This is a genomic window from Labrys monachus, assembly GCF_030814655.1.
GTDB lineage: Bacteria > Pseudomonadota > Alphaproteobacteria > Rhizobiales > Labraceae > Labrys > Labrys monacha.
Window position 1 is genome coordinate 6591269 of the sequence record NZ_JAUSVK010000001.1, and the last position, 21657, is coordinate 6612925.

A 21657-nucleotide genomic window follows, 5' to 3' on the forward strand; every position below is an offset into this window, starting at 1 on the left:
AGTTCCGTTCAATGCGCTATGGCCTCGTGAAGAATCATATCGGCGGCCGTTTCGTCGACACCGTCTCGCGCGAGATATTTCAGACCGTCGACCCCGCCACCGGCGAGGTGCTGGCCGAGATCGAGCAGGCGGGCGAGAACGAGATCGAGGCCGCGGTCGCTGCCGCCAAGGCGGGATTTGCGGTATGGTCGCGCATGACCGGGGCGGAGCGGGGGCGCATCCTGCGCCGCACCGCCGAGATCCTGCGCGGCAAGAACGCCGCCCTCGCCGAGATCGAGACGCGCGACACCGGCAAGCCGATCCAGGAGACCCTGGCGGTCGACATCCTGTCGGGTGCCGATTGCCTCGACTATTTCGCCGCCATCGCTGCCACGCTCACCAGCGAGCATGTCGACCTCGGCCCCTCCGCCTTCGGCTATACGCGGCGCGAGCCGCTCGGCGTGGTCGCCGGCATCGGTGCCTGGAACTATCCGATCCAGATCGCCTGCTGGAAGGCGGCGCCGGCGCTCGCCTGCGGCAATGCCATGATCTTCAAGCCGGCCGAACTCACGCCGCTGACGGCGCCCCACCTCGCCGAGGCTTTCCGCGAGGCCGGCCTGCCGGACGGCGTGTTCAACGTCGTGCAGGGCGATGCGCGCGTCGGGCGGGCCCTGGTGGCGCATCCGGGCATCCGCAAGGTATCGCTGACGGGCGAGGCCGGCACGGGCCGGCTCGTCATGGCCGAGGCGGCCCGCACCCTCAAGCACGTCACCCTCGAGCTCGGCGGCAAGTCGCCGCTGATCGTGTTCGAGGATGCCAAGATCGAGAATGCCGTCGCCGGCGCCATGCTCGGCAATTTCTACTCGGCCGGCGAGGTCTGTTCCAACGGCACCCGCGTCTTCGTGCACCGCCGCATCAAGGACGCCTTCCTGGCGCGGCTCAAGGCCCGGGCCGAGGCGATGGTGATCGGCGATCCGCTCGATCCCGTCACCCATGTCGGTGCGCTCGTCTCGCAGGATCACATGGAGAAGGTGCTGTCCTATATCGAGAAGGGCAAGGCGGAAGGTGCGCGCCTGCTGACCGGCGGCCATCGCGTCACCACGGGCGCGCTCGCCAAGGGCGCCTTCGTGGCGCCGACGGTGTTCGACGGCTGCGACGACGGCATGGCGATCGTCCGCGAGGAGATCTTCGGCCCGGTGATGACGGTGCTCGCCTTCGACGACGAGGACGAGGTCGTCGCCCGCGCCAACGCCACCGAATACGGTCTCGCCGCCGGCATCTTCACCACCGACCTGGCGCGCGGTCACCGGGTGATCGCCCAGCTCGAGGCGGGCACCTGCTGGATCAACCAGTACAACGTCACGCCGATCGAACTGCCGTTCGGCGGCGTCAAGCTGTCGGGCCTCGGGCGCGAGAATTCGCGCGCCGCGGTCGAGCATTACACGCAGATCAAGAGCGTCTATGTCGCGCTCGGCGATATCGAGGCGCCGTATTGACCTTGCCGGGAGGGGCGGACGCAGCCGCGCAATCCCCAGCCGATTGCCGCTGCGTTCGCTCCTCCCGGTCAGGCGAGCGCCATGTTTCCAAGAGCGGACGAGGATGTCCGCGCTCCCAGGACCGCCCATGACCGAGACTTTTGACTATGTGATCGTCGGCGCCGGCTCGGCCGGCTGCGTCATGGCCAACCGGCTCACGGCGGACGGCAAATACAGCGTCAAGCTGCTCGAATTCGGCGGCAGCGACGGCTCGATCTTCATCCAGATGCCGAGCGCGCTGTCGATCCCGATGAATTCGCCCCGCTACGACTGGCGCTACCATGCCGAACCCGAGCCGGCGCTGGGCGGCCGGCGGCTGCACACGCCGCGCGGCAAGGTGCTGGGCGGCTCGTCCTCGATCAACGGCATGGTCTATATCCGCGGCAACGCCATGGATTTCGAAGGTTGGGACGCCGCCGGCGCCCATGGCTGGAACTATGCGGGCGTGCTGCCCTATTTCCGGCGGGCCGAAGGGCGCGAGGAGGGGGGCGATGCCTATCGCGGCGCCGACGGGCCGCTTAAGACCAGCTACGGCCCGCTGCGCAACCCGCTCTACAAGGCGTTCGTCGACGCTGCCGTCGAGGCGGGCTATCCGGCGACCCCCGACGTGAACGGCTACCAGCAGGAGGGGTTCGGGCGGATGGACATGACGGTCCATCGCGGCCGCCGCTGGTCCGCCGCCAACGCCTATCTGAAGCCGGCGATGCGCCGCCCGAACCTGTCGGTCGAGACCCATGCGCTGGCGAGCCGCATCCTGTTCGAGGGGCGGCGGGCCGTCGGCATCGAATACCGCAGGGGTGAGCAACTGCGCCAGGTGCGGGCGCGCCGTGAGGTCATCCTCTCGGCCGGGCCGATCAACGATCCCCAGCTCCTGAAACTGTCGGGCGTCGGCCCGGCGCCGGAATTGCGCAGCCTCGGCATTGAGGTCGTGCACGACCTGCCGGGCGTCGGGGAGAACCTGCAGGACCATCTCGAATTCTATTTCCAGATGGCGAGCCGACAGCCGATCACGCTCTATTCCGCCGTCAATCCGCTCGCCAAGGCGCTGATCGGCCTGCGCTGGCTGCTGCGCCGCGACGGGCTCGGCGCCACCAACCATTTCGAGAGCTGCGGCTTCATCCGCTCGCGGCCGGGCATTCCCTATCCCGACATCCAGTATCATTTCCTGCCGATGGCGGTGAGCTATGACGGTTCCTCGATCGCCAGCGAGCACGGCTTCCAGGCCCATGTCGGGCCGATGCGCTCCAAGAGCCGCGGCCATGTCCGGCTGAAGTCGCGGGATGTGCGCGAGGCGCCGCTGATCCGCTTCAACTATATGAGCCATCCCGACGACTGGACCGAGATGCGCGCCTGCGTGCGGCTGACGCGCGAGATCTTCCAGCAGAAGGCCTTGGCGCCCTATGCGGGGCGGGAGATCCAGCCCGGCGTGGAGGTGACGTCGGACGAGGCGATCGACGCCTTCATCGCCAGGCATGTCGAGAGCGCCTATCACCCCTCGGGCACCTGCCGGATGGGCGATCCGCGGGATCGCATGACGGTCGTCGACCCCGAAACCCGCGTCGTCGGCCTCGAAGGGCTGCGCATCGCCGATTCCGCCATCATCCCGCTGATCACCAACGGCAATCTCAACGCGCCGACGATCATGATCGGCGAGAAGGCGTCGGACCATATCCTCGGCAAGGCGATGCTGCCGCCCTCCAACACGCCCTTCCATCGCGCCGCGGACTGGGAGACGCGGCAGCGCTGAAGGCCCGCGGGGGCGTCAGCCTTCCCCGCCCGCCCGCGCCTTGTGCTTGTGGGAGGCACCCGCCCGCCAGCGTTCCACCTCGGCCACTTCCGCGTCGGGCCGATCGACCATAACCTCGGCCCGTCCGAGATGGATGGTGCCGCCCGCGCCGTCGATCGACAGCCAGTCGCCTTCGGCGATGAGGGCGTCGCCGAGATGCGCCTGGCGCTTCGCCGCCTCGATCACGAGGCCGGCGCAGCCGACGATGCAGGGCTTGCCCATCTGCCGCGCCACCAGCGCGGCATGGGCCGTGCGCCCGCCTACCGCGGTGACGATGCCGGCCGAGGCGGCGAAGCCCGCGACATCGGCGGTGCTGGTGTCGGGGCGCAGCAGAATGACCGGCTGGCCGTCGGCGGCCAGGCGCGCCGCGCTTTCGGATTCGAAGGCGGCCCGGCCGACCGCCACGCCGGCCGAAGCGCCGGTCCCGTGCCCGGCGGCTTGCCCGGCCCCGGTCAGGCGCCGGTTCGCCAGCGTGGCGAGATCCAGGCCCTTCAGCCGCGCCAGCGCCTGGTCGGGCGTGATCACGCCCTCCCTGACGAGGTCGGTCGCGATCCGCAGCGCCGCCAGGGGCGTGCGCTTGGCGGTCCGGGTCTGCAGGAGCCAGAGCCGCCCCTGCTCGATGGTGAATTCGACATCCTGCACGTCGGCGAAGGCGCGTTCGAGGCGCGCCAGCGTCTCGCGCAGCTGCCTGGCGACGTCCGGCAGCGAGCGCTCCAGCGCCTCCTCGGTCTCCGGCGTGCGGCTGCCCGAGACGACGTCCTCGCCCTGGGCTTCGAAGAGGACGTCGATCATCGGCCGGGCGGCCCCGCTCGACGGATCGCGCGAGAAGGCGACGCCCGAGCCCGACGACAGGCTGCGGTTTCCGAACACCATCGCCTGGACGGTGACGGCGGTGCCCTCCAGATATTCGAGATGTTCGAGCCGGCGATAGGTCGCGGCCCGTTCGCTGGTCCAGGAGCGGTAGACGGCCAGCGCCGCGGCGCGCAGCTGCTCGATCGGGTCTTCCGGCATCAGGGTGCCGGTGTCCTCGATGGCGCCGCGATAGGATTCGGCGAGGCGTTCGAGGGCTTCGTTGTCGAGGCCGGCGACGTCGCCGGCGCCTTCCGCCGCCACCATGTCGGCGCGCCGGCGGGCGAAGAGCGCCTCGTCGATGCCCAGCACGACGCTGCCGAAGCTCTCGAGCAGCCTGCGGCGGCAATCCCAGGCGAAGCGGGGATGCCCGGTGGCGCGCACCAGGCCCTGGACCGCCGCGGGGGTGCAGCCGACGTCGAGCACCGTGTCCAGCATGCCGGGCATGGAGCGCGCCGCGCCGGAACGCACCGACACCAGCAGGGGGCGGCGGCGGTCGCCCAGGCGCGTGCCGGTCTTCTCCTCCAGGAAGGCGATGCCCTCGGCGAGGCCCTCGTCGAGGCGGCGCCGGGCCTGCGGGTCATGGTCGACGATGGCGGCGCATAGCGCCACCGGCAGGACGAAGGCGGGCGGCACCGGCAGGCCGAGCGCCGCCATGCGGGCGAGGTTGGCGGCCTTGGCGCCGATGGTCTCGGCGGCATGCGTCTTGGTCGAGCCGTCACCGATGCGGACGATGTGCATGGCGGATTCCTTCAGCGTGAGAGGTCGGCGAGCACCTGCTCGCGCAGCAGATGGCCGAAGCCGGCCAGCCGGTCCGTGGCCCGCTCGATCGAGCGGGCCAGCTCCAGGACGGCGAGCGCCGTCTTCATGTCGAACTCGCCGCCCAGCACGGCGGCGGTAACGACCCGCTCGGCGCTGTCGCCGGCGTGCTCGGCCTCGATCAGCCGGCCGATCGCGCCCAGCGCGTCCTCGGCGTCGATCTGGTGGCCCTCGGGCACGACGGCGGCGGCGCCGGCGCCGCTCGCCGCCGCCTCGGCGCCGGTCACCGCGGCGGCGCAGAGCTGGCCGAGCGGCGCCAGCAACTCGGCGGAAATCGTCTCGGGCACCAGCGAGGCGATGAAGGTCGCCTGCTCCAGCTCGTCGATGGTCTCCTCGATGCCGTTCACCAGGCGTTCGATGGACCGGTCGGCGTCGAAGCGCGCGATCTCGTTGCGGGCGTCGAGGGCGATCCTGTCGGCCTTCTCCTCGATATGGCGGGCCCGGGCGGCGAGCAGGGCCTGGTCGACCCGCCTTCCGGCCTGCCGCTCGGCGATGAAATGGGCGAGGCCGGCGGCGATATCCCGGGCGAGGCCGGCCTGGCGGATCACGATGGCGAGGAGCGTGGCATCGACGCGCTGGAGGCGCCCGACGAGGTCGGCCTCGACGCGGTCCCTCGCCGAGCGGGCGGTCCGCCCGTCCAGCAGCGCCTCGGCGCAGACGCGCAGGACCGTCTTCAGGAATTCCACCGCCGCCTCGCGGCCGAGCACCTCGTCGAGCCGCTCGCCGAAGCCGATGCGGGTCGGCGTGGCGTGATGGACCGCCGCCGCGACGAAGGCGCCGCCGCCGAGTTCGAGGAAGCCGCGGTGCCCGACCCGTTCGCGCGCCGCCCAGTCGAGCAGTCGGATCGCGTCGGCCTTGGGAATCCAGGCCTTCAGCAGCTTACGCGCCTTGTTCCAGTCGATCAGGAACACCAGCGAGGCGCCCACTGCCGCCAGGAAGGTGTCGCGGCTGTCCGCGTCGGGCGTCGTGCATCGCCCGGTGACGAGGTAGAACACGCCGTCCTCGCCGAGCCCGTCGGCGCTCTTGCGGTCGAGGCCGCTCCATTTCACGGCGAAGCCGCGCAGCAGGCCGGTGAAGAAGCGCGCACGGATGAGATGCACATCCGTGTAGGTGACCGTCACCGCCTCCTCTTCCACCGCGATGACGACGACATGGGCGTCGGTCTCGCCGATGTCGTTCTGGATGGTCAGCCGCCCCTCGGACTGGCTGGCGACGGTGGAGAGGCCGGGATGGTCGAATTTGAGCCGGCGGGTCGAATCGAGCCCGCGCATGAAGGCCTCCACCGCAGCGCGGTCCTGCTTGCGCAGGCCGAAGACATGCGCGCCGGCGAGGATCTCCTCCGCATGCGTCTCGGAAAGCCGGTTCAGCGCCTTGTGCAGATCCATCACCAGCCGATGCAGGCCGTCGCCGCCCTGATCGGACAGGCCGGTCAGCCTGGCGACGCCGGCGAGCGCCATCGTATCGGCGGCCTCGAGAGGCGTTTCCTTCCGGACGGCGTCGAGGCGCCGGAGGGCGGCTTCGCCCGCGGCGGCGTCGTCGGCGGCGACCGGCCGGATCATGGCCGCCATGTCGTCCCAGACCGCATCGAGGAGGCCGGACAGGCCGGGCGCCATCATCCTGTCGCCGGCCACCACCCGCGCATGCGAGGCCAGCGTCTCCATGGCGACGGCGTCGAGACCCGCCGAGCGGCAATCCTGGGTGAGGTCGAAAGGGGTGCCGTCGGGCGCGCGCAGGCGGCCCGCCACCGCCTGCAGCACGCTCAGCCGCGCCTTGACGCGATCATTGGCGCGCAGGCCCTCCGCGATGAGGGACGGGAGCAGGATATCGCCCTGCCCGAGCTGCTCGATGATCTGGGATTTCATGTCCGGGGCGTCCTTGCTGGTCTGTTTCAGCAAAGCATGGGCGGCTCCCGGCCGGCTTGCTCCAGATCATTCGTCGATCTGTCATACGGAGCGGTCCGCGCCGGTCCGGTCCGTCACGGCCATCACCAATAGCGCGCCGGCAAGGGCGAGGTCCTTTTCGAAATGCTGGAGCTGGTTCAGATCGGCCCAGTCGGTATGGAAGATCGAGGTCGTGACGACGCAGAACACCGCGAGGACATAGTCGGCGTAGCGCCGTCCGAAGCCCGTGACCAGCGCCAGCCCGCCCAGGAGTTCCACGGCGAGGGCACCGGGCAGCAGGAAGGCGGGCAGGCCGTAATGGGCCATATAGGCGATGGTCAGGTCGAGATGCGTGATCTTGAACCAGGATTCGTGCAGGAACAGGAGGGCGACCAGGACATGGCCTGCGAGGGCGACATAGCGGGGTAGGCTTTCCATTGTCGTGTCTTTCGGGATGGAGAGGCCCGCCCTCCCGCGGCGGCAGGCCGCGTGCGGGAGGCCGGGCAGAAGGCACGAAGGTGCCCCGACGACTGATGCGGCTACTTGCCGGCGGCCTTGGTCAAGGCGGCCTCGAGATCGGCGCGTTCGTCGCAGCCGGCAGGGCAGAGCGTCTCCAGCCTGGCGAGATTCTGCTTCGCCTTGGGGAGATCGCCGTTCTCGATATAGAGCTCGCCCTGATATTCGAGCGTGCCCTTGTGATTGGGGTCGAAGTCAAGCGCCTTCAGGTAGAAGGACTCCGCGCCCTTGCGATCGCCCGTCTTGCGCAGGCTGTAGCCGAGGAGATTATAGATGTTCGGGTCCTGGTAGCCCTGGTCGATCAGGCCCTGCAGGTCGCCGATCGCCGTCTTGTAGTCCTCCGCCTTGATCTCGCTGCGAATCTTGCCGAGGTCCGGCAGGTCGCCCGGGCTCGGCGTGTCCACGGCCCAGGCGGCGGTGCTGAAGAACAGGCCGGCGAGGGCGATGCCGGCGATATGAAGTCTTGGCATTGGAGGCTCCTGTCGGAAGTTGGACGTCGGGCGTCAGGGTCGGAAGTCCGCGGGTCAGATCGTGACGGGGGTGAAGGCGTAGGCGCTGCCGTCCCTGGCGAAGCGGCCCGCTCCGGGGAAGGGGAAATGCGCGCCGGCGACCGGCATGGCCTCGGCGACGACGCGGTCGAGCAGCTTGCGCCGGGTGACGACGGCGGCCGGCCCGTCCTGGTCATAGGCGCCCTGCCAGTCGGGATGGGGGGCGAGCAGCGCCGGCACATAGGCGACGTCGTTGGACAGCATCAGCTGGTCGGTGCCCGAAGTGAGGTGGAAGGCGCTGTGTCCCGGCGTGTGGCCCGGCGTGGGCAGGAGGCGGATGCCCGGTGCCACCTCCGCTTCGCCTTCCACCAGGCGCCAGTTCTTCCAGGCCGGGAACACCTTGGCGATGCGCGTGCCGAGGGCCTTGCGCTCGGGGGGCAGCTTGCCGACGCGCTCCGGCGCGGTCCACCATTTGTATTCGGCCGCCGACACCACGAGTTCGGCGTCGGGATAGATCAGCGCGTTGGTATCGCGGTCCATCAGGCCGAAGACGTGGTCGGGATGGAAGTGCGAGATCAGGATCTGCCGGATCTTGGCGGGGTCGATGCCGGCGGCCTGCATGTTCTGGGCGATGTGGCCGGCGGTCGGCTGCCATTGCGCACCCGAGCCGGCATCGATCATCACATAATGGTCGCCGAAATCCAGGACCTGCACGGTGAGGGGGATCGGCATGTAGTCGGTCACCTGGCCCGCAGCGGCGAGCGCGGCCTTGGTCTCCGCGATCGAGGCGTTGCGGATGAAGGCCGGGTCGTGCGGCTTGCGCCAGATGCCGTCATAGAGGGCGGTGACCTCGACCGAGCCGATCCTGTAGCGGTGGAAGCCTGTGGCGGGCCCCGGAACGGTTTCCGCCCCGGCGGTCCCCACGAGGAAGACGGGTGCTGCGAGGCCGACGGCGGCGGCAAAGGCGGAGGCCCTCAAGACCTCGCGGCGTGACATGTCCGGCATGGCGTTTCTCCTGTGATCGGCCCGGCAAGGGCCTGCAAAGGACAGGAGCGGGCGGCGGCATCTTCTATTCCCGGCTTCCGCCGGATATATTTTCGCCGCGGGCGGGAATAAATCGACGTCGCCGCCACTCCAGGATCTGTCAGGGCCGGCCCGGGATGTCGTCGAGGGGAGGGGCTTTTCCGAGGGTGTGCATCGGCTTTGCCGGTTTGGCCCGTGCGAAGAAAGGCCTGCCCTGCCCGGCGGCAACGCCCTGTTCCGCCGGCGCCCGATGGCTGTCGAAAAAGCGTTCGGCCATGATCGGATTGTCGGGATAGTCCCGGTCGGCGGCGTCCGCGAAGGCGGCGGAGGCCGAAGCGACCAGTACGACGGCGGTGAGGAGGGGGATGGCGAGCGCCTTCGCCGGCGCTGTGCGATGCGGAATGTTCGACATGGGTTTCTCCTGTGTTGCCCCGGATCGGGGCCGCAGGAGAGAAGAGCGTCGCGCCGCCTCCCCTATTCCCGGCCTTGCCGTAAAATATTCGTGCGTCCATCGAGAATAAATCGACGTCTTCGATACTCCAGTAGCTGGTAGAGCCGTTCCGAGATCGCAGCATGGCCGCCTTGTCCCACTTCGAAAGCTTGGCGCTGCCGCATATGGCGGCGGCGTATAACCGTGCTTTCTGGATCGTCCGTTCGAGGGAGGATGCCGAAGATGTGGTGCAGGAAGCCTATCTGAGGGCTTTCAAGGCTTTCGACGATCTGCGCGGCGAGGATATCCGCCCCTGGCTGCTCACCATCGTGCGCCATGTCGCCTATGCCTCGGCGAAGGGAAAGAACCGGGGCCTGTCTCTGGTGCCGTTCGACGAGGGACCGGACGACGGCGCGGACGGGCCGGCGGGCGTGCGCAGCATCGCGGCCGACGAGCCGACGGCGGAGGAGGCCCTGATGCGGGCCGACGACCACGCCATGGTGCACCAGGCGATCGCCGAACTGCCTGACGTCATGCGCGAGGTCGTGACGCTTCGCGAGATCGAGGGCCTCGGCTACCAGCAGATCGCCGACGTCACGGGGGCGGCGATCGGAACGGTGATGTCGCGCCTCTCACGAGGCCGCAAGGCGTTGCAGGCCCGCCTGTCGCAACGGATGGAAAGGGGTGGTGTCCATGGTCGCTGAGCACCCTGACGAGGAACGCATCGGGGCTTTTGTCGACGGAGAGCTGGCGGAGGACGAGCGGCAGGCCGTCGCCGCCCATCTGGAGAGCTGTCCCTCCTGCGCCGCCGGCGTCGAGGCGATGCGGGCGCTGTCGCGTCGGATCGCAGCCGCCGGCCCGGCGCCCCTGCCGACCTCGCTGCCCGCCCGCGTGCGGGCGGTGCTCGCGGCGGAAGCGGCCGGCGGCGCCGGCACGGACGAGCCCGCCGTCCGGCCGAGGCGCCCGGCAGCCGGCCGGATGGCGAGGCTGCGCGAAAACATCGCGCCGCTGGCGGCGTGCCTCGTCGTCACCGCCCTGCTCTCGTCGAGCGTGACCTGGTGGGTGGCCCGGGACGGCAGCCAGGCTATGAGCCGGGACGCGCTGGTGACGCACGATCTGCTGACGGCGCATCTGCGGGCCCTGACGCAGGACGGCGCCATCCAGGTCGCCTCGTCCGATTCCCACACGGTGAAGCCGTGGTTCGCCGGCAAGGTCGATTTCTCGCCCGATGCGCCCGATCTGGCGGCCGAAGGCTTCCCGCTCGTCGGCGGCCGGCTCGACATCGTCGACGGCAAGCGCGTCGGCGCCCTGGTCTACCGGCGGCGGCTGCATCTCGTCGACGTCTTCGCCTGGCCGGCGCCGACCCAGGCCGATGCGCCGCCGGACGCCCGGGTGGAGCGCGGCTACAACATCGTCACCTGGAGCAAGGGTGGCGTCACCTATTCGGCGGTGTCCGATCTCGAAACCGCCGAACTCGAGCGGCTGGCGCAATTGCTGTGACGGCTTGCCGCCGTCGATCGCCCCGCCACGAAAATACTCGCTTTTTCGTGCGGAAAACACTATGTCAGCGGCATCAGATGAACCGTTTCGTCGTTACAGGCGCCGGCCCCAAGCAAAATTTTCGTGTCCATCCAACGGATGGGCCCGAAATTTCGCGTCCTTTAAAAGTCTTGCGGAGATTCACGGGCGTTCTCGCCCCTGAATCTCCGCTTGGGGCAGGCGCATCGGGAGAATTGGCCGAGAGAGCTGGGCTTGACCGTCTTCCATCCGGGAATAGAGCCAAGTCATGAAGTTTCTCGACCAAGCCAAGATCTATGTGAAGGCCGGCGACGGCGGCGCGGGCGCCATCTCGTTCCGGCGTGAGAAGTTCATCGAGTTCGGCGGGCCGGACGGCGGCGACGGCGGGCGCGGCGGCTCGGTGGTGGCCGAATGCACCGACGGCCTCAACACCCTCATCGACTACCGCTACCAGCAGCATTTCAAGGCGCGCGTCGGCGTGCACGGCATGGGCCGCAACCGGACGGGCGCCAATTCGCCCGACGTGATCCTCAAGGTGCCGCGCGGCACGCAGATCTTCGAGGAAGACGGCGAGACGCTGATCGCCGACCTGACCGAGGTCGGCCAGCGCGTGGTGATCTGCAAGGGCGGCAATGGCGGCTTCGGCAACGCCTATTTCAAGACCTCGACCAACCAGGCGCCGCGCCGGGCCAATCCCGGCCTCGTCGGCGAGGAGAAGACGATCTGGCTGCGCCTGAAGCTGATCGCCGATGCCGGGCTCGTCGGACTGCCCAATGCCGGCAAGTCGACCTTCCTGGCGACGGTGACGGCGGCCAAGCCGAAGATCGCCGACTATCCCTTCACCACGCTGCATCCGGGCCTCGGCGTCGTGCGCATCGACGGGCGCGAATTCGTCCTCGCCGACATTCCCGGCCTGATCGAGGGCGCGCATGAGGGCCACGGTCTCGGCGACCGCTTCCTCGGCCATGTCGAGCGCTGCCGCGTGCTGCTGCATCTGGTCGACGGCACCTCGGAGCATGCCGGCAAGGCCTACAAGACGATCCGGGCCGAACTCGCCGCCTATGACGAGGGGCTCGCCGCCAAGCACGAGATCGTCGCCCTGTCGAAGGCCGATTCGCTGTCGCCGGAGCTCCTGAAGGAACAGGTCGCCCGGCTCAAGCGGGCCGCGAAGAAGGCCCCGATCGTGCTGTCCTCGGTTTCCGGAAAGGGCGTGGAGGAAGCGCTGCGCCAACTCTTCGAGGTCGTCGGGCAGGCCAAGGCGGCCGAGGCGGTGCTCGAAAAGCCCGTGCTGGAGAAGAACAATACCTGGCAGCCCTGAGGCTTCGGCAGCTTCGAGGACCTGAGCGTTCTGCCTTCAGATCGAATCTCACCAAGAATTGCAGAACGCTTTTTCCCAATGCGCTAAATTGGTGACCCGCTCCTGCCTGGACGCATTTTGCGCCAGGCAACCCCGAGGCCTGCCGAGACCGGCGGAACCCCTCGGGGTTCGGCGATGGTGAGGCGTTGCGATGAGCTTGCTTTCGATCTTCCGGATACCGGCGCGCGCGCCGGCGGGCCGGCCTTCCGCCGGCCTTTGGGCGCTGCCGCTGCTGGCGGCGCTGTCCTGCCTGCCGCCCGCCCCGGCGACAGCCGACGACCTCACGCCGAAGGCGGCGGCCAAGGTCATGGCGAAGGCCGGCTATTTCGGCATCGGCGGCGTCACCCATGACAGGAATTTCTACTACGCGGCGGCGATCAGCCCCGGACATCGGCGCGTGCGGGTGACGGTCGATGCGACCAGCGGCAGGATCGTCGCCGTGGTGCCGCTGCGCGGCAGCGGGGCGCCGCCGCCGGTGCCGGCCCTGGAGTCGCAGGCGCCGCTGCCGGTCATCCGCGCCCCGGCGCCGCGCGCGCCGACACCCTATACGCCGCCGCCGGCGATCCACCCCGTCGGCCGCATACAATATCCCTTCGATTCGGCCGGCCATCTCCAGCCCGGCTATTGCCGTTTCCAGAAGGTGGCGCCCGGCTGCTGACGTGCCGGCGCGAATCCTGCCCGCCCCGACAAAAAAGCGCCCCGGCTGCCCGGAGCGCTTCTTGTATTCCACTCTATCGGCAGGGCTTACGCAGCAGCCTTCGCCTCGACCTGCTTCGGGGCCGACGCGTTGATCGGGATCAGGCGGGGCTTCTTGGCCTCGGGGATCTCGCGGACGAGGTCGACATGGAGCAGGCCGTTCTCGAGGCTGGCACCGGTGACCTGCACATGGTCGGCAAGCTGGAAGCGGCGCTCGAAGGCGCGGGCGGCAATGCCCTGATGCAGGACCTCGCCCTTCTTCTCGGCCTTGTCCTCGGCCTTCTCGCCGCGAATGGTGAGGGTGTTCTCCTTCACCTCGATGGCGATATCCCTATCGGAGAAACCGGCGACGGCGACCGAGACGCGATAGGCGTTCTCGGAGGTGCGCTCGATGTTGTAGGGCGGGTAGGTCTGGGCCGAGCCGTCGAAGCCGGAAACCTGGTCGAGTGCCGAGAACAGGCGGTCGAAGCCGACGGTGGAACGGTAGAGCGGGGAAAAATCAAACTGACGCATGGCTATCCTCCTTGAAGCGACAAGCCGTTGAGAGCTCCGCCGACACGGGCCGGAGCAGGTGACGTGCATCCATCGAGGCCTGCACGAATGAAGATTTGGGGGGCGCCTTTGCTGTTTCAAGGGGGATTCGGCATGAAATCGAAACGTCTCCCCGCTGGAGTACGCGGGTCGGGCCGGCCTGTTTCCCGCGTGGCCCGTTTCGTGCATCGGATGGAACGGAATAGGAATGGCGATGACCCTGTCTGTGGCGGAACCAACCTTGCTCGAACGTGCCTGGGGCCGCGTGTTCCTCGGCGTCGCCCCGCGTGACGGCCGCCATGCGGTGGCCGAATTGTCGCAGTCCGGCTGCGGCCGCCTGCTCTTCCCCGCCGTGGCGCGGGACGCCGCCCTCGAGGCGGTGATCATCAACACCTCCGGCGGCCTCACCGGCGGCGACGTCTTCAAGGCCGACATCCATCTCGAAAGCGGCACGAAGGCGGTGCTGACCACGCAGGCCTGCGAGAAGATCTACCGCTCCGACGGCACGGACGCCGATGTCGAGACCCGCCTCCACGTCGAGGAGGGCGCCGCGCTCGCCTGGCTGCCCCAGGAGACCATCCTGTTCGACGGGGCCCGGCTGAAGCGCCGCCTGATCGTCGACATGGGCGAGACCTCGAACCTGCTGGCGATGGAAGCGGTGCTGCTCGGCCGGAAGGCGTCGGGCGAGAGCCTGACCCGCGGCCTGTTCCGCGATTCCTGGCGCGTCAGGCGGGGAGGCCGGCTGGTCTATGCCGACGAGACGGCGTTCGAGGGCGACCTCGCGGCCCGCATCGGCGCCGCCGCGGCGCTGAAGGGCGCGAGCGCCTATGCCACCGTGCTTCTCGCCGCGCCCGATGCCGCCAGCCGGCTCGATGCCGCCCGCGAGGTGCTTAATAATGAGGCAGCGGAAGGGGGGATCAGCACATTTGACGGGCTTTGCGTTGGCCGCCTGATCGCGCAAGATGGCGCCGCGCTGCGCCGCGTGCTCGTTGCGCTGCTCAGGGCGCTCGGGGGCGAATTGCCCCGTGTCTGGCACAACTGAAGGCGATGCTTTCCCGGAAGGCACCGTCTCCGGGCGAATTGCCGTGACTCCCTCATTCATCCGGACAGGCTGCGGCTTTCCGGGACAAGGCTCCGAAGGCAGGTATCATGCAGTTGACGCCGCGTGAAAAAGACAAGCTCCTGATCGCCATGGCGGCCGTGGTGGCCCGCAAGCGGCTCGAACGCGGGGTGAAGCTGAACTATCCCGAGGCGATCGCCCTGATCACGGATTTCGTGGTGGAAGGGGCGCGAGACGGACGCTCGGTCGCCGATCTCATGCAGGCGGGCGCCGGTGTCGTCACCCGCGGCCAGGTGATGGACGGCATCGCCGAGATGATCCACGACGTGCAGGTGGAGGCCACCTTTCCCGACGGCACCAAGCTCGTCACCGTGCACCATCCGATCCGGTAGCGGATCCGGAGCGCGGACATCCCGGCGCATGGCTTGCCATGTCGCTGTCCGCCTCTTCCCGCAGCCGCGACGTTTCAAGAGCGGACAGGCTGTCCGCGTTCCCGAGAGCAAAGCGCGTTAGGTCGAAACGCCGCTTTGCTCCCACTCTTTGTTTTTCGACGCGTCTTTGCGTTCTGCCGATTCCGGCAAAACACAAAACGCTCTGAAGGAGATGCCATGATCCCCGGTGAAGTCATTCCCGCCGATGGCGATATCGAGCTCAATGCCGGCCTCCCGGTGGTGACGCTGACCGTCGCCAACACCGGCGACAGGCCGATCCAGGTCGGCAGCCACTATCATTTCTTCGAGACCAACCCGGCGCTCTCCTTCGAGCGCGACAAGGCGCGGGGCCTGCGTCTCGACATTCCCGCGGGCACGGCGGTGCGCTTCGAGCCCGGCCAGAGCCGCGACGTCCGCCTGGTGCCTTTCCGCGGCAAGCGGGAGGTCTACGGCTTCCGGCAGGAGGTCATGGGGACGCTGTAGTCCTCCTGGGAGCGCGGGCGTCCCGCCCGCATCCTTCGCTCCGACAACGCCTTGTTTCGAAGATGCGGACGGGACGTCCGCGCACCCGGGAATAGTCACATGCCTTTCAAGATGCCCCGCGCCGCCTATGCCGACATGTTCGGGCCGACGGTCGGCGACAAGGTCCGTCTCGCCGACACCGACCTCGTCGTCGAAGTCGAGAAGGACTTCACCACCTATGGCGAGGAGGTGAAGTTCGGCGGCGGCAAGGTGATCCGCGACGGCATGGGCCAGGCGCAGACGACGCGGGCGCAGGGCGCCGTCGACACCGTGATCACCAATGCGCTGATCATCGACCATTGGGGCATCGTCAAGGCCGATATCGGCATCAAGGACGGCCGCATCGCCGCCATCGGCAAGGCGGGCAATCCCGACGTGCAGCCGGGCGTCACCATCATCGTCGGCCCCGGCACTGAGGCGATCGCCGGCGAGGGCAAGATCATCACGGCCGGCGGCATCGACACCCATATCCACTTTATCTGTCCCCAGCAGATCGAGGAGGCGCTGATGTCCGGCGTCACCACCATGCTGGGCGGCGGCACCGGCCCGGCGACCGGCACCAACGCCACCACCTGCACGCCGGGCCCCTGGCATCTGGAACGCATGCTGCAGGCGGCCGAGGCCTTCCCGATGAACCTCGCCTTCGCCGGCAAGGGCAATGCCGCGCTGCCGCAGGCGCTGGTCGAGCAGATCGAGGCGGGGGCCTGCGCCCTCAAGCTGCACGAGGACTGGGGCACCACGCCCGCCGCGATCGACAATTGCCTGTCGGTCGCGGACGATCACGACGTCCAGGTGATGATCCACACCGACACGCTGAACGAGAGCGGCTTCGTCGAGGACACGATCAAGGCCTTCAAGGGCCGCACCATCCATGCCTTCCACACCGAGGGCGCCGGCGGCGGCCATGCGCCCGACATCATCAAGGTGGCGGGCCTGGCCAACGTCATTCCCTCCTCGACCAATCCGACGCGGCCCTACACGGTGAACACGCTGGAAGAGCACCTCGACATGCTCATGGTCTGCCACCACCTCGACCCGTCGATCCCCGAGGACATCGCCTTCGCCGAAAGCCGCATCCGCAAGGAGACGATCGCGGCGGAGGACATCCTGCACGATCTCGGGGCGCTCTCGATCATCGCCTCCGACAGCCAGGCGATGGGGCGCGTCGGCGAGGTGATCATCCGCACCTTCCAGACCGCGCACAAGATGAAGGTGCAGCGCGGCCGCCTGTCGGAGGACGGCGTCGGCAACGACAATTTCCGCGTCAAGCGCTACATCGCCAAGGTGACGATCAACGCCGCCATCGCCCATGGGCTGGACGCCCATGTCGGCTCGGTGGAGGTGGGCAAGCTTGCCGACCTCGTGGTGTGGTCGCCGGCCTTCTTCGGCGTCAAGCCGGATCTCGTCATCAAGCTCGGCACCATCGCCGCCGCCGCGATGGGCGACCCCAACGCCTCGATTCCGACGCCGCAGCCGGTGCATTACCGGCCGATGTTCGGCGCCTATGGCCGGGCGCTGACGCGCAGCGCCGTCACCTTCGTCAGCCAGGCGGCGCTCGACGCCGGCATCGGTGTACGCTACGGTCTCGAGAAGACGCTGCTGCCGGTGAAGAACACGCGGGGCGGCATCTCGAAGGCCTCGATGATCCACAACGGCGCGACGCCGCATATCGAGGTCGATCCCGAGACCTATGAGGTGCGGGCCGACGGCGAATTGCTGACCTGCGGCCCGGCGCAGAGCCTGCCGATGGCGCAGCGATATTTCCTGTTCTGATCCTCGGGGAGCGCGGACCTCCAGTCCGCCCTTGGAACCGCCGCCCGCGTGAGATAGGAAGAGCGCACAGGCGCCATGGCGAGCCATGCGCCGGGATGTCCGCGCTCCGGGATTTGCCATGCTCCACGTCCATGCCTTCGTTCCCGCCCCCGAGGTCGCGCCCGATGCCGTCGTCGACAGCGTCGTGCTGACCTTCGAGGACCGCCGCCGCCGCCGCGGCGTGATCACCACGGTCGGAGGGCTCGAAGCGCTGGTCGACCTCGCCGAGGCGCCGGCGCTCGCCCATGGCGACGCCTACCGGCTCGAGGACGGACGGCTGATCGAGATCGTCGCCGAGGCCGAGCCGCTGCTCGAGGTGAAGGGGCGCGATCCGCTGCACCAGATGCGCCTCGCCTGGCATCTGGGCAACCGCCATCTGGAGACCGAGATCGGGCCGAAATGGCTGCGCATCCGCCAGGACCACGTCATCGCCGACATGCTGAAGGGCCTCGGCGCCCGGGTGGTCGCGATTGAAGGGCCGTTCCAGCCCGAAGGCGGGGCCTATCACCACGAGCCGCAAGGCCATCATGGACACGACCATGGCCATCACGGACATGATCACCACGGGCACGACCATCACGACCATCATGGGCATGCCGACCACGGGCACGACGACCATACCCATGACGAGAATTGCGGTCACGACCACGGCCATGACCACCCGCACGGCCATGGCCACGGCAAGCACTCTCACGATTGACCGGCATGATGGATGAGGCTGCCGCCGCCTCGCGCCTGGTCCTGTGGTTCTCCCCGGGATTTCCGACCGGCGCCTTCGGCTTCTCGCATGGGCTGGAATGGGCGGTCGAGATCGGCGACGTCGCCCGGGCCGCCGACCTGACGTCCTGGATCGAGACGCTGATCGAGCAGGGCGGCGGGTGGAGCGACGCCGTGCTGGTCTCGCTCTCCTATCGCGCCGCGCTTTCCGGCGACGAGGCGGCGATGGCCGATCTCGCCGAGCTGGCTCTCGCCCTGCAGCCTTCGCGGGAGAGGCGCCTCGAGACGGGCGTCCAGGGCGATGCCTTCCTCAAGGCGGTCGAGACCGGCTGGCCGAACGAGGCGGCCGCACGTCTGAGGCAGGCCTGGCCGGGCGCTTGCGCCCTGCCGATCGCCGTGGGGACGGCGGGCGCCGGGGCCGCCCTGCCGCTGGAGGCGCTGCTGTCGGCCTTCCTGTCGGGCTTCGCCGCCAATCTCGTTTCCGCCGCCATCCGCCTCGCCCCGATCGGGCAGAGCGACGGCCTGCGGGTGCTGGCGTCCCTCGGCCCCCTGATCGCCCGCTGTGCGGCGCGCGCGGTGGATGCTGGCCCGGAGGATCTCGGCACGCTCGCCATCCGGTCCGACATCGCCTCGATGCGGCACGAGACGCAGTTCACGCGGCTGTTCCGTTCCTGAGGGACCGGTTCTCGCCGGCGAGGGCATTCCGCCGCATCCTCCATTCCCATGGCCGTCGGCAAGAGGCATGATATTTGCTCCCGACACGTGGCTTGCGCCCGCCGGCAGGTCCGCCGGACGCGGGAAGGAAGAGGAACTGCAATGACAAAATCGAAACATGGCCCCCTGCGCGTGGGCGTCGGCGGGCCCGTCGGCTCGGGCAAGACCGCGCTGGTGGACGCCCTGTGCAAGAGCCTGCGCGACAGATACGACATCGCTGCCATCACCAACGACATCTACACCAAGGAGGACGCCGAGTTCCTGACGCGCTCCGGCGCGCTCGATGCCGATCGTATCATGGGCGTGGAGACCGGCGGCTGCCCGCATACGGCGATCCGCGAGGACGCTTCCGCCAACCTGGCCGCCGTGGCCGAGATGAACCAGCGCTTCCCCGGCCTCGACGTGATCCTGATCGAATCCGGCGGCGACAATCTCGCCGCCTCGTTCTCGCCCGAGCTGGCGGACCTCACCATCTACGTCATCGATGTCTCCGCCGGCGACAAGATTCCGCGCAAGGGCGGCCCCGGCGTCACCCGCTCCGATCTCCTCGTCATCAACAAGACCGACCTCGCCCCCCTCGTCGGCGCGAGCCTGGAGGTCATGGACCGGGACTCCACGCGGATGCGCAAGGGACGGCCGCATGTCTTTACCAATGTGAAGGCCGGCGAAGGCGTGCTTGCCGTGGAGGATTTCATCGTCAGCCGCGGCGGGTTGAGCCCCGCCTGATCCTCCCGTCGCCGGATATGTCGCAGCGCGATCTTTTGGCAGCGTGAATAACAATACGGCACGGATTGGAAATTATCTGATCAGTGCCGTCTCAATCTTGCCGCATTGACGCCGGTTTCATTGAAAAACGCCCCGAACAGCGCCTTCTGGCCGGGGTGTTGAAAAAGTCCATTGAAAGATGTCGCACCAACCTGTATATATACGAGACGGTTCGTTTTGTTTAATGATGTTGATTTAAGGATAGAGTGTCATGAGCGTTGTCGGAGAACGCGTACGCTCCGCGGGGCGTCCGCGGAGCATGGAGACCCACCAGGCCATCCTCCAGGCGGCGATGCATGTGCTGGAGCAGGGCCATTACCGCGACGTCTCCGTGGAGCGCATCGCGAGCTCGGCGGGCGTCGGCAAGCAGACGATCTATCGCTGGTATGACAGCAAGGCGGATCTTCTGCTCGACGCCTTCCTGGCCCGCTACACCGAAAGCCTGCCGCCGATGATGGCGGGGGGCGAGCCCCTGGTGAATTTCCGCGCCTATCTGCACCGGCTGGTGGAGCTCCTGCCGAGCCCGGCCATGGAGAGGGGCTACCGCGCGCTCTTCGCCGAAGCGCAGTTCGAGCGGGCCTTCCGCGAGCGGGTCGGGGAGTTCGTCCTGCAGCGCCGGCGTGATTTCGCCCGGGGCTTCGTCCTGGCGGCCATCCACAAGGGGCTGATCAGGGAGGGCGTGGATCCGGATCTCGTCGTCGACATGATCCTTTCGCCGATCATGTTCAAATTCCTGGCGACGGTGACGCCGCCCGACCAGGCCTTCGTCGATTCGGTGTTCGATACCGTGATCGCGGCAGTGGCGCCGGTCAAAGTCTCGGCACCGGTCAAGGGAGCGTAGGAGCGCCCGGATGCCGCGGGCCCGGGAAGCGGGTGCCGCTGTCGTTTCTGCGTGGGATCCCCGCCTGCGCGGTCGGCTCCGGGAGGGGCTTTCCCAAAACTTGTCGCAAGGCGGATTGCCGCCGAGGTCAGTGGCGGCCGCCGAGGTCCAGGATGGCGGCGAGACGCCCGGCTTCGTCGCCGGCGAGCAGATGCACGTGGACCTCGCTGGCCCCGGCCCGGGCGGCGGCCGACAGCGTGGCGGCAAGGCCCGCGCCGCCCGTACCGGCTTCGCCGATCCACACGCGGGCGCCGCTCGCCGCATCGACGGCGATCAGTACGGCATCGACATAATCGGGGCATTCGCCGATCGGATAGACCGAGACCAGATAGGACTTGCCGGAAGCGCCCCGCCAGCGGCGGAAGCGGGATGCGGCGTCCGGTGCTTCGCGGCCGAGAGCCGGCAGCGGCGTGAAGGCCCGGCGGTCAGACAGGCGGCAATGAGAACGAATCGCGATCTGTTCCATAGAACAAACATAGAACAATGCTCCGGACGGCGTCAAGCCGATTCCCTTTCGTTCTCGCCTGTCCCCAGGGCCGCCACATCCGCCGGCTGGGCACCGGCTTCCGCCAGAAGCCGGGCGGACGCCGTCTCGATGACGGCCTGCAGCCTGTCGAAGAAGGCGGCCTTGTCCTCGCCCGGCGCAAGGGGGGGCAGGATCTCCAGCACCAGGCGGCCGGGCCGGCGGATGAACTGCCGGCGCGGCCAGAACACGCCGGAATTGAGGGCGACGGGCACGCAGGGCACGCCGAATTCGCTGTAGAGGTAGACGACGCCGTATTTGTAGGCCGGCTCCGCGCCCGGCGCCCGGCGGGTGCCTTCGGGAAAGATGACGATCTGCCGGCCGTCCGCGAGCTGGCGCCGGCCGTCGATCTGCATCTGCCTCATCGCCCGGGAGCGCGCGCCGCGATCGACCGCGATCATGCGCTGCTTGGCGGCCAGCCAGCCGAACAGCGGCAGCCACATCAATTCGCGCTTGAGGATGTAGCAGGGGTCGTCGAAGACGAGGAAGAGCGCGAAGGTCTCCCAGACCGACTGGTGCTTGCAGGCGACGAGGAGAGGGCCGGGCGGAATGTTCTCGCGCCCGCGGATCTCGCAGGTGATGCCGGCGACATGGCGCATCAGGAAGAGATTCGTGCGGGCCCAGGCCTTCACCGCCCTCAGCAGGACCCGGCGCGGCAGCGCGAAGGTCGGCAGGACCGCGACCATCCAGACGACGATATTGACGTAATAGAGGAGGTTGAACAGCAGCGAGCGCAGGATGAGCATGAGGCGGTTTCAATCGTGACGGACAGTCTCTCGCGCATGATCCTGATCGAAAAGCCGCGACTTCCGGGATCGTCTTCCCG

At 68.5% G+C, this 21657-nt stretch carries 23 protein-coding genes; 14 read left to right on the plus strand and 9 right to left on the minus strand.

Annotation, left to right across the window (positions count from 1 at the left end):
* The first annotated feature begins 11 nt into the window (after window positions 1–11).
* Both betB and betA read left to right on the plus strand, forming a co-directional pair.
* Window positions 12–1475, plus strand: a complete 1464-nt coding sequence (gene betB, locus J3R73_RS30050) for a betaine-aldehyde dehydrogenase (protein ID WP_307436214.1) — start codon at window positions 12–14, stop codon at window positions 1473–1475.
* A 127-nt stretch (window positions 1476–1602) separates the two neighbouring features.
* On the plus strand, window positions 1603–3261 hold the full coding sequence (betA, locus tag J3R73_RS30055) for a choline dehydrogenase (RefSeq protein ID WP_307436215.1): 1659 nt from the start codon (window positions 1603–1605) through the stop codon (window positions 3259–3261).
* A gap of 15 nt (window positions 3262–3276) precedes the next feature.
* Here betA and J3R73_RS30060 read toward each other — a convergent pair whose 3' ends face one another.
* The 6 genes from J3R73_RS30060 to J3R73_RS30085 all read right to left on the minus strand — a co-directional run bounded on the left by J3R73_RS30060 (window position 3277) and on the right by J3R73_RS30085 (window position 9287).
* A complete protein-coding gene (locus J3R73_RS30060; protein ID WP_307436217.1) occupies window positions 3277–4890 on the minus strand; it encodes a PEP/pyruvate-binding domain-containing protein in 1614 nt (537 codons plus the stop codon).
* A gap of 11 nt (window positions 4891–4901) precedes the next feature.
* Entirely contained in the window at window positions 4902–6830 is a 1929-nt protein-coding gene (locus J3R73_RS30065; RefSeq protein WP_307436220.1) for a coiled-coil domain-containing protein, read from the minus strand.
* Window positions 6831–6911: 81 nt separating this feature from the next.
* A complete protein-coding gene (locus J3R73_RS30070; protein WP_307436225.1) occupies window positions 6912–7286 on the minus strand; it encodes a DoxX family protein in 375 nt (124 codons plus the stop codon).
* 101 nt (window positions 7287–7387) lie between these two features.
* Window positions 7388–7834 carry a tetratricopeptide repeat protein gene (locus J3R73_RS30075; protein WP_307436227.1) on the minus strand — a complete coding sequence of 149 codons (447 nt, stop codon included), beginning with the start codon at window positions 7832–7834 and terminating at the stop codon, window positions 7388–7390.
* A gap of 54 nt (window positions 7835–7888) precedes the next feature.
* Entirely contained in the window at window positions 7889–8857 is a 969-nt protein-coding gene (locus tag J3R73_RS30080) for an MBL fold metallo-hydrolase (RefSeq protein WP_307436230.1), read from the minus strand.
* A 139-nt stretch (window positions 8858–8996) separates the two neighbouring features.
* Window positions 8997–9287 carry a hypothetical protein gene (locus J3R73_RS30085; RefSeq protein WP_307436232.1) on the minus strand — a complete coding sequence of 97 codons (291 nt, stop codon included), beginning with the start codon at window positions 9285–9287 and terminating at the stop codon, window positions 8997–8999.
* A gap of 161 nt (window positions 9288–9448) precedes the next feature.
* Here J3R73_RS30085 and J3R73_RS30090 point away from each other — a divergent pair, with 161 nt between their 5' ends.
* The 4 genes from J3R73_RS30090 (at window position 9449) to J3R73_RS30105 (ending at window position 12838) form a co-directional block, all read left to right on the plus strand.
* Complete coding sequence (locus J3R73_RS30090) at window positions 9449–10009, plus strand: sigma-70 family RNA polymerase sigma factor (protein WP_307436233.1); 561 nt, start codon at window positions 9449–9451, stop codon at window positions 10007–10009.
* The gene (locus J3R73_RS30095; protein WP_307437810.1) at window positions 9999–10805 is read left to right on the plus strand and encodes an anti-sigma factor family protein; all 807 of its coding nucleotides are present in this window, start codon (window positions 9999–10001) and stop codon (window positions 10803–10805) included. The genes J3R73_RS30090 and J3R73_RS30095 overlap by 11 nt, the downstream gene beginning before the upstream one ends.
* A gap of 286 nt (window positions 10806–11091) precedes the next feature.
* Window positions 11092–12141, plus strand: a complete 1050-nt coding sequence (obgE, locus tag J3R73_RS30100; RefSeq protein WP_307436236.1) for a GTPase ObgE — start codon at window positions 11092–11094, stop codon at window positions 12139–12141.
* A 190-nt stretch (window positions 12142–12331) separates the two neighbouring features.
* Window positions 12332–12838, plus strand: a complete 507-nt coding sequence (locus J3R73_RS30105; RefSeq protein WP_307436237.1) for a hypothetical protein — start codon at window positions 12332–12334, stop codon at window positions 12836–12838.
* 86 nt (window positions 12839–12924) lie between these two features.
* Here J3R73_RS30105 and J3R73_RS30110 read toward each other — a convergent pair whose 3' ends face one another.
* Complete coding sequence (locus tag J3R73_RS30110) at window positions 12925–13389, minus strand: Hsp20 family protein (RefSeq protein WP_307436239.1); 465 nt, start codon at window positions 13387–13389, stop codon at window positions 12925–12927.
* 232 nt (window positions 13390–13621) lie between these two features.
* Here J3R73_RS30110 and J3R73_RS30115 point away from each other — a divergent pair, with 232 nt between their 5' ends.
* From J3R73_RS30115 to J3R73_RS30150, 8 genes are all read left to right on the plus strand, one after another.
* Window positions 13622–14449 carry an urease accessory protein UreD gene (locus tag J3R73_RS30115; protein ID WP_307436242.1) on the plus strand — a complete coding sequence of 276 codons (828 nt, stop codon included), beginning with the start codon at window positions 13622–13624 and terminating at the stop codon, window positions 14447–14449.
* A gap of 107 nt (window positions 14450–14556) precedes the next feature.
* Window positions 14557–14859: an urease subunit gamma gene (locus tag J3R73_RS30120; RefSeq protein WP_307436245.1), complete on the plus strand. Its 303-nt coding sequence runs from the start codon at window positions 14557–14559 to the stop codon at window positions 14857–14859.
* 216 nt (window positions 14860–15075) lie between these two features.
* Entirely contained in the window at window positions 15076–15381 is a 306-nt protein-coding gene (locus J3R73_RS30125) for an urease subunit beta (RefSeq protein WP_307436248.1), read from the plus strand.
* 99 nt (window positions 15382–15480) lie between these two features.
* On the plus strand, window positions 15481–17193 hold the full coding sequence (ureC, locus tag J3R73_RS30130) for an urease subunit alpha (RefSeq protein ID WP_307436251.1): 1713 nt from the start codon (window positions 15481–15483) through the stop codon (window positions 17191–17193).
* Between the two features lie 118 nt (window positions 17194–17311).
* Window positions 17312–17932 carry an urease accessory protein UreE gene (locus tag J3R73_RS30135; protein ID WP_307436254.1) on the plus strand — a complete coding sequence of 207 codons (621 nt, stop codon included), beginning with the start codon at window positions 17312–17314 and terminating at the stop codon, window positions 17930–17932.
* Window positions 17933–17937: 5 nt separating this feature from the next.
* Window positions 17938–18624, plus strand: a complete 687-nt coding sequence (locus J3R73_RS30140) for an urease accessory protein UreF (RefSeq protein ID WP_307436257.1) — start codon at window positions 17938–17940, stop codon at window positions 18622–18624.
* 141 nt (window positions 18625–18765) lie between these two features.
* Window positions 18766–19389, plus strand: a complete 624-nt coding sequence (gene ureG / locus J3R73_RS30145) for an urease accessory protein UreG (protein WP_307436260.1) — start codon at window positions 18766–18768, stop codon at window positions 19387–19389.
* A gap of 250 nt (window positions 19390–19639) precedes the next feature.
* Window positions 19640–20269, plus strand: a complete 630-nt coding sequence (locus J3R73_RS30150) for a TetR/AcrR family transcriptional regulator (protein ID WP_307436263.1) — start codon at window positions 19640–19642, stop codon at window positions 20267–20269.
* Window positions 20270–20396: 127 nt separating this feature from the next.
* On the opposite strand, the gene J3R73_RS30155 is transcribed toward J3R73_RS30150, so the two are convergent.
* Entirely contained in the window at window positions 20397–20774 is a 378-nt protein-coding gene (locus J3R73_RS30155; RefSeq protein WP_307436266.1) for a hypothetical protein, read from the minus strand.
* Window positions 20775–20806: 32 nt separating this feature from the next.
* The gene (locus J3R73_RS30160; protein WP_307436268.1) at window positions 20807–21577 is read right to left on the minus strand and encodes a lysophospholipid acyltransferase family protein; all 771 of its coding nucleotides are present in this window, start codon (window positions 21575–21577) and stop codon (window positions 20807–20809) included.
* Window positions 21578–21657: the final 80 nt, after the last annotated feature.